This window comes from Pedobacter chitinilyticus (assembly GCF_003313385.1).
GTDB classification, from domain to species: Bacteria; Bacteroidota; Bacteroidia; order Sphingobacteriales; family Sphingobacteriaceae; genus Pedobacter; species Pedobacter chitinilyticus.
This window is the reverse complement of sequence record NZ_QMHN01000001.1, coordinates 1,042,097-1,055,722: the sequence shown is the minus strand read 5'-3', so window position 1 is coordinate 1,055,722 and position 13,626 is coordinate 1,042,097. Positions and strand designations below refer to the sequence as shown.

Sequence of the window (13,626 nt, the reverse complement as noted above, 5' to 3'; positions counted from 1 at the left end):
CAAAAGAAATAAGTGTGAGAAGATTAGAGATTCCTTTTTTAGATACCCATAACCTTAAGGAAATAGACAAATTCAACCAGTTGATGGATGGTTTACAGGCAGCTGCTATCGACTGCAATCCTTGGCCTGCCTACCAAGCTGATGCCCAAGCCAAGTTTTTAATAGCACATAATGGTGATGCGATATTGTTGAAGTATATCATTTCAGAGCAATACTTGGTTGCTAATGAAGGCACCAACGGTAATATCCACAATGATAGCTGTGTAGAGCTTTTTATTGCTTTTGGCGACGAAGGTTATTATAACCTTGAATTTAACTGCTTGGGATTTACCAAAATAGGCTATGGATACGATAGACTGGATAGGGAACTATTGCCTGTAGAAGTGATTAAGCAATTGAGTTTTTCTTCTAAAATTAACGCCAACAGCACCATTAATAGCAATGAAGGTTTTGATTGGGAAATTATGTTGGTGATTCCTAAAGAGATTTTTATCAAGCATCAGATCAGTTCTTTTCATCACCTTAACGCAAAAGGTAATTTCTACAAGTGCGGTGATGGTTTGCCTCAACCTCATTTCCTTACTTGGAACATGATTGAAGCAGAGCAACCTGATTTTCATAGGAAAGACTTTTTTGGAGAATTTGCCTTTAATTAATGCACTTAATGAGCACGCAACAATTTACACCTAACCACTACAACCTAAATAGAAATGATAAGCACTAAAGAAAACAAACTAGACGTAAGAATATACAGTACCAGAAAGGAAATGGGAGTGGCGGCGGCAGAAAAATTTGCCAAAGAGGTAAATATGCTTTTAAACAGCAAGCCCGAAATTAATGTGGTGTTTGCAGCCGCTCCTTCGCAAGACGAGTTTTTACAGGCTTTAAGGGACGAGAACTTAGATTGGCAACGTATTAATGCTTTCCATATGGATGAATATATTGGCTTGGCTGCTGATGCCCCGCAAGGTTTTGGGAATTTCCTGAAAGAGCGTTTGTTTGACCAGTTTAATTTCAAGTCGGTGAATTATTTAAATGGTAATGCCGACGATATTGAGCATGAATGCGCCAGATATACTTCTTTACTAGCAAAATACCCAGTAGATATCGTATGTATGGGCATTGGTGAAAATGGGCACCTGGCTTTTAACGACCCACCTGTAGCTGATTTTGAAGATCCCAAAATGGTAAAAGTGGTTGTTTTAGATGAGGTTTGCAGGCAACAGCAAGTAAATGATGGCTGTTTTGCTTCTTTAAGTGAAGTCCCTCAACAAGCGCTCACCTTAACTATTCCTGCTTTGTTAAGCGCTAGTTACCTTAATTGTGTAGTACCAGGGCCAACCAAGGCTAATGCTGTAGCACATACTTTAAACAGCGAAATCAATACTAAAAATCCTGCCACTGTATTAAGAAGGCATCCTAAAGCGGTGCTCTTTTTGGATCAAGATAGTAGCACGTTGATACAGTCAAACAGTTAAGCCTCGCAGGTATTTAGGAGAAAGTAAGACTTACGAAGTTTAACTTTCGTTGATTTAATTTTTCAATTGTAAAGTTGAGGGCTTTGTCGTTTCAAAACTTTGTAAGTCTATAAAGCTTGAAGCGCTAATGCAATACAGGTAAATCCCGATAGTCCCGCCATTCATTACAAGTCCGCACTCGCTTCGCTCCCTTACGGGCTTTCCATTACTGTCGGGGCTATAACCGAAGGGCAGTTCCAGACATTCAACCTAGCAGGTTTTAAAATAAGCAAGATTTAATAAGCAAGACTTACGAAGTTTCGGAAACTTCGTAAGTCTATAAGGCAAATATAAGACGATTAAACCTCGTAGGTTTTTAAAACCTACAAGGTTCTTTTGAATAGAAAAATAGCAAAGCCCCAGAATCCACTGGGGCCATTGCAACTAACCTAAACGAACGATCTTTATTTACTGTTGAGTATACTTACCATAGTAATACAAGCCACTTACCCTAAAAACAGTGAGTTTTTTATTGGAAACGAAGCCAAGTTCTACATTGCTGCCATTTACATATTTAAATCCGCTGCCGCCAATAAGCGTGTAGTTATTGGTGGTTTTGTCGATGGTGGTAGCATCTGTTCCAGAACCGTATGCAGTAGCTCCGAAACTGTAATTTAGTCCAGTTCTGTTACTTACTTCGCCCATTTTATATTCATCACCTTTGAAGGTTTTCCCTGTCAGCTCATTGGTTTCTTTTACAGGAAGCAGTTCTCCTGTAGCTTCATATTCTGTAGTGAGTGCTTTGTAGTAAGCGGAAGTCACTTTTTTGTCTTTATCTAAAGTAAACTTAGCGATGCGGGCATTGCCACCTGTTACCTCAAAAACCAACTCGGTATCGGTAAGGGTATAGGTTCCCGATAGGTTAGTAGCAGAAGAATTGATGAACGTAGCTTTACCATCTTTTAAAAGCTGGATAAAAAATACACTGCTGTACTTGCTCCCTGTTTTTTGGGTAAGCGTACCAGCAATGTAATGTTCGGTAATTACAAATGGTTTCTCTGGAGTGGTTTCCTCATCATGGTGGTCTTTCTTACATCCGCTGCTCATGAAAGTAACCGATAGGATGATGAATAATGCTTTAATTGGTCTCATAATATTTGCTTTATTGTATTTTGATGCTTAAACCTTTGATGGTTTGCCAACCTGATTGGTCGGTTAATCTGATTAGAAAGTGATAGTCGCCTGGATCTACATTGGCTGGCACTTCTATTTCCTGTGCAATTTGATAGCTTTTTTGCCCGCTTGAGATAGGGAAGTCCTTAATGTATAATAAGGGGTTAACGGGTGTTTTTTTTGCATCCATATTACAGCCTAATACTTCGGTACTATGGCTATGGTGATCAAAATTATGGTGGATGTCGACACTCACAGAGCCTAAGGCGATGTTGTCCGACAAGTCGGCTCTAAAGACGAATTTCTCGCCTCTTTTAAGGATGCTACATTGTTTAGGAAAAGCATTCGAGGCTTCTATGGAAATAGTAGGATAAATGGTATCTACCTCTTCTTTGTCTTTTTTACAGCCACTGGCAATACCTAAGAGTAGTAATACGCTAAGGCAGGTAATTTTTAATTTGTTCATTTTATTTTAGTGGTTAGTTGTTAGTAATTAGTTCATTGGTTCACTGGTTCATTAGTTCATTGGGAATTAGCTCATTCCTATGTCGTTTCCGAGTGTTACCTGTGCTGACTCTTCTGTAGTGAAGGATAGCTAAACAGCTTGGTTAATTGTTGATTTGTTTAATCGGTTAATTGTAACACACTCCGCTCTTATATCGTCATCCTCGCGTATGCGGGGATTTTAAAGCATATTGCAGTTTTCCTTTCTATCGCTTTAGGATACCCAATTGAATTGGGTATGACTTTAGCTAATAAGGAATTGCACAAACCTTTCCTAAGTGCTTTTCTCACCCTTTTAGGGAGAGATGCCTAAAGGGCAGAGAGGGTTAGAAACCTCTACCTAACCCTCATTGGTACGTGCTTGACCGATTAATTAGACTTACGAAGTTTAACTTTAGTTGATTTACTTTTTCAATTGTAAAGTTGAGGGCTTCGCCGTTTTAAAACTTCGTAAGTCTGTTGGGTCACTAATAACTGCCTTACTTCTTATCGAAATGATCTTCTACTTCAATAGATTTACCCGCTTGGTCAATTACTTTTACATGAATGTGGTAGTGGCCATTTGGTGCTCCGGTAATGTGTACGTGCTTATGGAATTTATAAGTGGTTTGTCCAACCATGGCGGCATCTGTAAATTCAAATTCCTTGTTATAAGTACCTCCGTGTACTTCTACCACTACTTTAGCAATTTTGCTAGGAGCATTTACCGTGGCATCCAAATGAATTTCATCATTGCCTTCATATTCCACTTCTAAGTTAGCCACCGAAGGTAGTGTAGGGTCAACTACCACTTTTAAGTCTGATTCTATTTTGGTGATTTTACCCGCTTGGTCGGTTACGGTGAGTACCACTTTGTAGTCGCCTACGGCAGCAGTAGCTGGTACATCAATGTGTTTGTGGAACTCCGCATTTTTTAAACCTTTAAAACCATCGGTATAAGTCGTGCTTAATTTCCAACCTGTAGCGCTTACAGGGTTGATTTCTAGTTTTACATCCGCAATATTGCCTTCTGCCTCAATAGTAGCTTCTATGTGCAAATCGTTTCCAGGGTAAGCGGTTTTGTTGTTGTTGCTTCCAACCTCAAGTCCAGTGATTTTGGGTGCTGGTGCAATCACTTCATCATTGTCTTTCTTACAAGCATTTAACACAGTAACAAAAAGTAAGGCTAGGAATAGGAATTTGTTTGTTTTCATTTTCATTAAGATTTGATATTAAATTATTTAAATATGATATGTTGTTATTCGTAATTAATGGTAATAGGAATTGACTTGTGTGTGCTAACGTTATAAGTAGAATTGTGGTAAAGGATCACCAAATTGTATTGTCCTGATGCCCATGCTTTTTGTCCAGAAATGGCATTGCCAATACCATCCTTTTCTGCACCAATAATGATAGAATCGCCGCCCCATACGCCATTGACATTTTTTAAAGTAGTAATGCTTGATGCAGGACCAAGGCCCTTATGTTCTACTTTAGAAATAATGATCCCTTTTGCAAAATCCAATTGGCTGATGGTTTCAGGGAAGTAATTCAGTTTCTTGTTGATGAGTACGGTATATAATGTCCCGTCACCTTGAATTTGCTTAATTTGGGTACGTGCGGTAAACTCATCATTCTTTTTAAACACCAACGGATTTTCTACATAGGTATTAATGTAATAGATCATCGTGCCATTTCTGGAGAAAATATCTCGATCTACAATAGGATCTACAGGCATATTGGCTGCATCTATAATGACAAAATCTTCCTTGATCTCTAGCTTACTACCATTTTCATCGTTCACAATAAAAAAGAAGTCGTAGGTGCCTTCTGGTGCTTCTGCCGGAATGGTAAAGTGCTTGTGTACGTTGGTGTTTTTTACCCCCTTAAACTCATCCCATGTGATTTCAAATTTCCAGTTGGCCGAATAGGTTTGGCCTGTTTTCTGCAAAATCTTCACCATTACAGAAGTGATTTTACTGCCTGCCAATACATCGGCATTGAGGTGGAAATCTCTGCCTCTGATGGCACGTTTATTATTGGCATACCCAATTTCAACGTTTTGAACGCTAGGTTTAACTGCTTCAGGTTCTGCTTTGTCTTTCTTACATGCGGTAAAGGTTCCCGCTAAGATGAGAAAGGCAACCAGTATCTGTTTTGTTTTCATGTTAATGGTTTGTTAGTGATTTATTTAGTTGATTTTAAAAGGCATTTTGATGGATAAGATGATATTGCGACTGGCTTCTGGCAGTTCGATTAAACGATAGAAGCTGGTATGGTTGAGGTATTTGGCATTAAGCAGGTTTTGTGCCTGCATACTTAGCTCAAACACTTGTTTGTTTAAACTAAGGGTAGTGCCCATTTGCACATTTACAATTTGATAGCCAGGGGTTTTCTTCTCTGGGGGCACGATGTTATTTTGGCGAGCAGTAAGTCGATAATCTACCGACAGGTAGCTATTGTGCAGTTTATCTGATAGTTTAGGTGACCAAGTCAGGTTAATGAGTGCCGATGGAGCAGGAGAGAAGGGTAAGGTAAATCCCTTTTTGTCGCCCGATAATTGCTCGCTGTAAAGGTATTCGCCCAAAAACTCAGTGCTTAAACTAGGGAGCAATTGGTAATTGGCTTTTAGCTCGGCTCCATAGCGCATCACCCGACTTTGGGTATACTCAAATACTTGGTTACCTGCACCGTAATAATAATCGTGGTAAGGGGTTGGATTAAGGTAAATGTAGTTTGGGAAATAGTTATAAAATGGACTAAAGCTCAGGCCCCATTTCTTTTCGGTATAACTAATGCCTAAATCGGCCTGGTAAGCGACCTCTGCATTTAGGTTTGCGTTTCCTTTTTCGTAACTGAAATAATGATAATTAACCCCATTTGCTGCCAGTTCTTTGGCAATAGGCATTCTGAAACTTTTGCCGATATTTAATTTAAAGCCCAATTTACTGGGGTTATAATTCATACCTGCCGACCATACAAAGCTGTTGAAATCTCTACTAAAACTAGCGGCACGAGTTAATCGCTCGATGGTAGTAATGTTACCTTCTTTTTGTTCGGAAGTAAACCAATCGTCATATCTTTGAAATTGGATATGCCCGTAATCGTAACGCAGGGCTCCATGCAAAATAAGCTGATGGTTCACTACATATTTATCATACACGAATACGCCTGTATTGAATTGCTGGAAACCTGGGATTAGAAAACTCCAGCCACTAATGTTATTGTCCTGATAATCGGCATTGAGGCCTATTTGCAGTTGGTGTTGCTGAAGCATGAAACTGTGCCTTAAATTACCTGAGTAAATGAACTTGTCGTATTCGCGTTCCAAGTGCTGGGGAATGGTCATTTCGGCAGGATAAACAGGAGGCATGTAGCCATGATTTACATAGTGGTTAAATTCCTGCCTAAAGTTTCGCTGAAAGCCCAGTTCTATTTCCGTTTTACTGGTAGGGTGATTAATTTCTGTACGGCTAATGAGTTTAAAGTGGTTAACGCGTTGGTAGGGCGAAAGGAGATCGCGGTTGGATCGATCATGTAGGGCTTGATCAACCCTGCGGGGTTCTAAACCGTGGGCATTGGCAAAGAAGCCGCTTTTAGCATAGCTATTGCTGGCATGAAGCGAGGTTTTGAAATGTTCTCCTACATAGCCAGTGTTAAAATGTAATCCAGTTTCTCTGCCTGCGGTATTGCGTAATCGGTTTTGATGAAGTCCAACGGCAAAATCATACACGTAAACGGTGTCGGTAGGTACACGGTAATCTGCGTAACTCTGGTAGGTGACTCTACTGTCGAAAAACCATTTCTTATTACTGCCAAAGAGGTTGATAGAAGTCCCGTAATGGTCGTTATTGGACTTGCCAATTAAGTTTACACTTCCGCCCAAACCTTGGTTCATTGGAATGGTAACATGTTTAAGGTTAATGGCACCGCCAATGGCATCAGCTCCATACAAAAAGGATGAAGGGCCTTTGATGACCTCAATTTCACCAGCGGCAAATTGGTCAATTTCTAAGCCGTGGTCGGCACCCCATTGTTGCCCCTCGTGCTTAATGCCTTTGTCTACCACCACTATTCTGTTAAAGCCCAAGCCACGGATAAGGGGTTTTGATTGACCTGAACCAATACCAATATTGCTGATGCCAGGCAAGCGATCTAGGGTTTGCATTAAACTGCCACCTAAATGTTGTTGTACAAAGCGTTGGTCTAACACCTCAATACTTCTGGCTTCGCTGTTCTTTCTGATGTTTTGGGCATTGCTGTTGATCTCTACGGTTTTAAGCTCCGTCACTTCTGGCTTAAGCTTTACATGGATATGTTTGTTGGCAGCAGTAATTTGCACCCGCTTTTCGTAATGAGCATAGCCTGTAGCTTGTACCGTTAGTACGTAATTTCCCAAAGGGATGTTTTTGAGTACAGCGGTTCCAGCGGCATCTGTAAGTACCGTGGATTGATTTAAAGATACTTTAGCACCTTTAACTGCAGTTTGCTGAGCCGTGCTTACATATATCGACACTTCAGTGTTTTGTGCCAAAACGTAGCTCGCTAAAAAGCAGCTAAAAAATAATGCATACCATTTTTTCATCAGAAATAATTGGTTTTAGCATTTGGCTTTGTCGCAGGGCTGGTGTCAAACGATAAGGTTTGATCCGTAGCGATGCAATACATCACCAAAAACAAGAAATAGATTGGAGAAAGCGCCCAAGGGCATTTTCGTTAAAAAATAAGTGGATTACAGGCAAAACATCCTAAAGGGTGCTGCCATTAAGAAAATTAAGCTAAAAGGCTAGGAGGCCCTTTGTTGGAGAAGTTCTGAAGGGTGAACTTATAAATTCGAGTATATACGAAACTATTGAGTTCGGTACATACTTGGGTAGGAATATCTAATACTGGTGGGTAGCTCATGAGAATTTGCTTGCCCTTTATTTCGGCAGTGTATTCACAAATGAGACATTTCTCACTGGTATCGGTAAATGATTTCTCTGTATTGTTTTTGCTGAAGAGGTTACTGGCGTGGTGCGAGTGAAGGGTTTGCACTAGTGGAATGGCCAAAAACAATATCGTTAACAAAAATGCCGCAAATTGCTTTGCTGCTCTTTTACGATATGTCGTTCTTCTTTTCATTATTGATACAAAGTTGCAATTAATTATTTGCTAAATGAAATAGAAATTCAAATTTTAAATGAATAGTGCTTGGAATAAAATAGCCGTAATGGTGCAAATAACACCGCTACAGCTATTTATGTGCAATAAATTAATACAACTATTCTGCTGTTTCCTTTGCTGTTTTTTTGGTAGCACGTGGTTTACTTACTTTAGCAGGGGCTGCAACAGGTGCCGTTTCTACCGTTTGATCGGTAGTTGCTTTTTCAGTAGGCTTGATATTTTTATTGATTTCTTTGGCAAAGGCCGATGCGGTTTTTTCAATCAGTTTCTTTAGCTTCTTTGAAGGTTCAGCGAATTTGCTGGCTACAGTAGTGAGTTCGGTAATAAGGGTTGCCTTAATTACTTTCTCTGCTTTTTTACGATCGGCTTTGATTTGGGCTTTCTGTTTGTCTTTCTTCATGGAATGGGCTTTTCTGCAAAACTAGGGCATTGTTGCGTTAAGTGTATATTATCATTGTGTTAATGTTAACAGTTGGGCTTAACATAGAATTGATAATGGGGTTAGTGGTTAGTTGCTAGTGGTTAGTGGTTAGTGGTTAGGAGTTAGGAATAAGGAGTAAGGAGCAAGGAATAAAGATTTAGGAGCATAGTTGATTAGCTGCATAACCCACCGCTTTATGATTCTTCGCTACCGAAGAGTCGGGACAGGTAACGCTTTGGATGACGTTGTAGGAGGGAATGGGTTAACATCGTCAAATTTCCTCTTATTTTCAAGGAGTACCTGTTCCGATTCATCGGAAGGGTTAGGGAGAGGTTCCTTTACCCTCTCTCCGCTGTGCGGTGTCTCTCCCTAAAAGGGCGAGAGGCGTGCTTGGGAGGGGTTAATGGTTAGGAGTTAGGAGTTAGGAATAAGGAGTAAGGAGCAAGGAATAAAGATTTAGGAGCATAGTTGATTAGCTGCATAACCCACCGCTTTATGATTCTTCGCTACCGAAGAGTCGGTACGGGTTCGCTTTGGATAACAGTAATGGCGGTACTGGATGATGTTGTAGGAAAGGAATGCTAGCATCGCCAAATTTCCTCTTATTTTCAAGGAGTACCTGTTCCGATACTTCGGAAGGCTTAGGGAGAGATTCCTTTACCCTCTCTCCGCTTTGCGGTGTCTCTCCCAAAAAGGGCGAGAGCGTGCTTGGGAAAGGACACTGTAACGGCAATTAATCAGTTAAACAATTAAACGAATAAGCATTAAAATACACCCCGCCCGTTGGGCACCCCTCTAAAAGAGGGGAATTTGGGGACTGCTCATTTAAACACTAACTACTAATCACTAGCTACTAATCACTAGCTACTTAATTACTAACCACTAGTTCCTAGTTCCTAACTCCTAAATATGACTTAAATCACTTTTTAATGTGACCAACAAACGGCTAAAAGGTGAGCGGTGTCAATAATTTTGACGGAAAAGTAGAACCTCATTTTATATGCCCCATCAATTTCATATTCCCGTTTTAGGCCTAGGTTTTTCCATTGATACGCCTTTGAAAGTTGCCCGTTATGGTATTTCTTCGGTAGTTTCTATTGTTGATGATGAACTGACCGAGCGCATGCGTAAATACCATTCGCAATTGAACCAAATTCCTTATCATCCTATTGAGAAGAAGACGGCAGATAGTCGTGTTTTACGTATTACGGCTTATTTGAACTTGCTTAATCAGTTGGTAGATGAACAGTTTGAAGCGCTTAAGCAACAAGATTTTGTGCCAGGGAGTGATATTTGTCGCTATTTTGAGCTACTGCCCGAAGGTTCGGTAACTAAGCATGGTTATGAGCTGATGATGGATTATCCGGAAGGACAGCGGAAAAAGATCTTCCAAGACCGCTTACGTCAGCGGATGAAAAAAGGCCGTATTGATGTGAATATTATGGCCAAGGTGGACAAGTTGAACTTTGATAAAGATGGTACTTATTTGGGCGATGAAAACACTGATGCTTTGGCTGCGCTTAAGGCTTTTGCCAAAAGTGATTTAAAGGCTTCGGTAGTGCTTTCTGCGGGAATGAACCCACGTTTATACAGCTATATCGAAAGGTTTGAGGGCTTTAATCCTGATGCTGAAGGTAAATTTGATAAACGTATTATTTTAAAGGTAAGCGACTACCGCTCGGCCTTGATCCAAGCTAAGTTTTTGGCTAAAAAGGGCTTATGGGTATCGGAGTTTAGGATAGAATCAGGTTTAAACTGTGGTGGACATGCTTTTGCCACCGACGGTTTTTTGCTAGGTCCTATTTTAGAGGAGTTTAAACAAAGTCGTGGTTTGATGCTACTGGAGCTGGAAACACTTTACCGCAAGGCATTGGAGCAAAAGCATATGAGCATTAACAAGCTGCCTAAGCAGCGCATTACGGTACAGGGTGGTATTGGTACGGCGCAGGAAAATGAATTTCTGTTAAAGTACTATCGCTTGGATGCTACGGGCTGGGGTAGTCCGTTTTTATTGGTGCCTGAGGTAACTAATGTGGATGAGCAAACGTTACAGCAGTTAGCGGAGGCAGCACAGCAGGATTATTATTTAAGTAACTCATCGCCGTTAGGGGTGTTGTTTAATAATTTTAAGTACAGCAGTGCCGAGCAGCAACGTTTGGACCGTATTGCGGCGGGAAAACCTGGAAGTCCTTGCACTAAGAAATACTTGTGTACCAATACTGAGTTTACCAAAGAGCCTATTTGTACGGCTTCTAGCAAATACCAAAAGTTGAAGTTAAAGGAGTTGGCCGCACAGCATTTGGATAATGAAGCGCATCAAAAAGCCTACGAACGCATTACCGAGAAGGTGTGTTTGTGCGAAGGTTTGTGCGCTTCTACTTATCTCAAAAATCATATGCTAAAGCCTAAGGAAAGTAAAGCGGTGGCGATTTGTCCTGGCCCTAACTTAGCGTTTTTTAATAAGGTGTACTCTTTGGATGAAATGGTGAAACATATTTATGGTGGGGTTAATCTGTTGGAAAAGGTACAACGACCGCATGTGTTTGTGAATGAGCTGAACTTGTATATTGATTACTTGCAGGCGGAGATTCAACGTTACTGGGAGGATATCAATGATAAGAAGAAGAAACATTTGGATGGTTTTAAGGATCAGCTACATAAGGGGATTAATTATTATAAAGGTTTATTTGCTGAATTGGCGAATGTGAAGGTGTTAAAGGAGTTGAGTTTATCGGAGGAGAGGTTGGAGAAGGTGGTGGTGGGGTGATTGGTTGGCAGTTTTCAGTTAGCAGTTACCAGTTTTCAGTTGGCAGTTTTCAGTTTTCAGTTAGCAGTTAATCAAGCTCTTTTAAAGATCTTTCGCTACCGAGGAGTCGGTACAGGTAACGCTTTGGATGACCATATTGCTTACTAATGAACTAGTGAACCAATGAACAAATTACCAGTTAACCAAGCTGTTTTAAAGATCCTTCGCTACCGAGGAATTGATACAGGTAACGCTTTGGATGACCATATTGCTTACTAATGAACTAGTGAACCAATGAACAAATTACCAGTTAACCAAGCTGTTTTAAAGATCCTTCGCTACCGAGGAATTGATACAGGTAACGCTTTGGATGACCATATTGCTTACTAATGAACTAGTGAACCAATGAACAAATTACCAGTTAACCAAGCTGTTTTAAAGATCCTTCGCTACCGAGGAATTGATACAGGTAACGCTTTGGATGAAAGGAATGGAAGGAGCTAGTTGCCAGACTAACCTCCCCCTTGCCGCCTCCAAAGGGGGATATGGCGCAGTGCTCTGGATGACAGGAATGGCAGTACTAACTACTAAAAATGAACCAATTAACTAATGAGCCTGTGAATGAATGACCAGTTAAACAAATCATCGATTAAACAATTAGAAAAAACACCCCGCCCGTTGGACACCCCTCTAAAAGAGGGGAATTTGGGCACTACTCATTTACATACTAACTACTAATGTCTAGCCACTACCTACTAACTACTAACCACTAGTAACTAACCACTAAAACTAGTTCCTAAAAATTTTAACTTTGAACTTCAACTGGAATTAAATACATGGAAAGAGCCAAATTGTTAAATGCGATTATTGAGAATGCGATTGATGGAATTATCACGATTGATGAGTTTGGGATCATTGAGCATCTTAATCCTTCGGCACTTACTTTATTTGGTTATGAGCGTAGTGAATTGATTGGTAAAAACGTTTCGGTATTGATGCCGCAACCTGATAAAGCTAGGCACGATCAGTATATTGCTAGCTACCGTGATACTGGCCAACGCCATATTATTGGTATTGGTAGGGAGGTTCAGGGGCAGCGTAAGGATGGTTCTGTTTTTCCTTTTAGGTTGGGTGTAAGTGAAGTGAAATTCTCTGACCGACGTATCTTTACGGGCTTTATCCACGATTTAAGTAGACAGAAGGAGGATGAACTCAAAATTAAAAGTTATACGGAGGAGCTGGAGCAGAAGATCAAGGAGCGTACGCAGGACCTCATCCGCTCTATTAATGAATTGGAAACGGCTAAGGAGCATGTAAGTGCACTTTTTGAAAAGGAAAAGGAGCTTAATCAGCTAAAGACCAGGTTTGTATCTATGGCCTCTCATGAGTTTAGAACTCCCCTAAGTTCTATCCAGTTATCTGCTTCGCTAATTGATAAGTATAGTTCTAAGCATGATGAAGCAAATGTAGAAAAACATACTTCGAAGATTAAAAACGCGATTAACAACCTGACCACTATTCTTAACGATTTCTTATCCTTAGAGAAGTTAGAAGCTGGTAAGGTAGAGCCTCGAGCCAATTGGTTTGATATCATCTTTTTTGCTGAAGAGATTGTGGAGGAAATGCAATTGATCAGTAAACAAAACCAGCTGATTGTGTATGAGCATACGGGAACGAGTTCGCAGGTGTTTTTAGACCATAATCTGTTAAAGAATTGTATCATTAATCTTATTTCTAATGCGATTAAATATTCGGGTGAAAACACCATGATTCAGTTTAATACGATATTGAAACAAAACGAACTGATTGTGGAGGTGAAGGATAATGGGATTGGTATTCCTGAAGTGGATAAGGTGAATTTGTTTGAGCCTTTTTTTAGGGCGCATAATACGGGCGATATTCCTGGTACTGGTCTTGGGCTTAATATTGTGAAGCGATATGTAGGGCTTATGAATGGTACGGTGGCGTGCCAAACGGAACAAAATAAAGGGACGACTTTTACTTTGAAGTTTTCTTTTGAAAAAGCGTAATAGGGTGCTTAGTTGTGCATGGTTGCTGTTTGCCCCACGCTTAAGGCTTGCCTGCCCTTATGCCGGGCATTGGCACTCCCTTTTGAGCGACCAAAAGGGAGGAAAAGTCGCCGACTGCGCCTTTTGCTATTGAAGTTTGTGCTGGGGCGG

The 13,626-nt window shown here is 40.5% G+C and carries 11 protein-coding genes; 4 read left to right on the top strand and 7 right to left on the bottom strand.

Annotation, left to right across the window (positions count from 1 at the left end; genetic code table 11):
* Positions 1–14 precede the first annotated feature (14 nt).
* Together DUT70_RS04485 and DUT70_RS04480 are read left to right on the top strand one after the other, a co-directional pair.
* Positions 15–656: a carbohydrate-binding family 9-like protein gene (locus DUT70_RS04485; RefSeq protein ID WP_113646075.1), complete on the top strand. Its 642-nt coding sequence runs from the start codon at positions 15–17 to the stop codon at positions 654–656.
* 54 nt (positions 657–710) lie between these two features.
* Positions 711–1,478, top strand: a complete 768-nt coding sequence (locus DUT70_RS04480) for a glucosamine-6-phosphate deaminase (protein WP_113646074.1) — start codon at positions 711–713, stop codon at positions 1,476–1,478.
* A 447-nt stretch (positions 1,479–1,925) separates the two neighbouring features.
* Here DUT70_RS04480 and DUT70_RS04475 read toward each other — a convergent pair whose 3' ends face one another.
* The 7 genes from DUT70_RS04475 to DUT70_RS04445 form a co-directional block, all read right to left on the bottom strand.
* Positions 1,926–2,609 (bottom strand): hypothetical protein, encoded by a 684-nt coding sequence (locus DUT70_RS04475; RefSeq protein ID WP_113646073.1) that lies wholly within the window; start codon positions 2,607–2,609, stop codon positions 1,926–1,928.
* A 10-nt stretch (positions 2,610–2,619) separates the two neighbouring features.
* Positions 2,620–3,096, bottom strand: a complete 477-nt coding sequence (locus tag DUT70_RS04470) for a DUF4625 domain-containing protein (protein ID WP_113646072.1) — start codon at positions 3,094–3,096, stop codon at positions 2,620–2,622.
* Positions 3,097–3,613: 517 nt separating this feature from the next.
* Positions 3,614–4,327: a DUF4625 domain-containing protein gene (locus DUT70_RS04465; RefSeq protein ID WP_162926563.1), complete on the bottom strand. Its 714-nt coding sequence runs from the start codon at positions 4,325–4,327 to the stop codon at positions 3,614–3,616.
* Between the two features lie 44 nt (positions 4,328–4,371).
* A complete protein-coding gene (locus DUT70_RS04460; RefSeq protein WP_113646070.1) occupies positions 4,372–5,280 on the bottom strand; it encodes a DUF4625 domain-containing protein in 909 nt (302 codons plus the stop codon).
* A gap of 24 nt (positions 5,281–5,304) precedes the next feature.
* Positions 5,305–7,698, bottom strand: coding sequence for a TonB-dependent receptor (locus DUT70_RS04455; RefSeq protein ID WP_113646069.1), 2,394 nt, complete (start codon positions 7,696–7,698; stop codon positions 5,305–5,307).
* A 188-nt stretch (positions 7,699–7,886) separates the two neighbouring features.
* Positions 7,887–8,237 (bottom strand): hypothetical protein, encoded by a 351-nt coding sequence (locus DUT70_RS04450; RefSeq protein ID WP_113646068.1) that lies wholly within the window; start codon positions 8,235–8,237, stop codon positions 7,887–7,889.
* Between the two features lie 139 nt (positions 8,238–8,376).
* Positions 8,377–8,679 (bottom strand): hypothetical protein, encoded by a 303-nt coding sequence (locus DUT70_RS04445; RefSeq protein ID WP_113646067.1) that lies wholly within the window; start codon positions 8,677–8,679, stop codon positions 8,377–8,379.
* Positions 8,680–9,700: 1,021 nt separating this feature from the next.
* Between DUT70_RS04445 and DUT70_RS04440 the strand changes: the two genes are divergently transcribed.
* Together DUT70_RS04440 and DUT70_RS04435 are read left to right on the top strand one after the other, a co-directional pair.
* A complete protein-coding gene (locus tag DUT70_RS04440; protein WP_113646066.1) occupies positions 9,701–11,467 on the top strand; it encodes a hypothetical protein in 1,767 nt (588 codons plus the stop codon).
* A gap of 815 nt (positions 11,468–12,282) precedes the next feature.
* On the top strand, positions 12,283–13,476 hold the full coding sequence (locus DUT70_RS04435) for a PAS domain-containing sensor histidine kinase (RefSeq protein ID WP_113646065.1): 1,194 nt from the start codon (positions 12,283–12,285) through the stop codon (positions 13,474–13,476).
* The last annotated feature ends 150 nt before the right edge of the window (positions 13,477–13,626 follow it).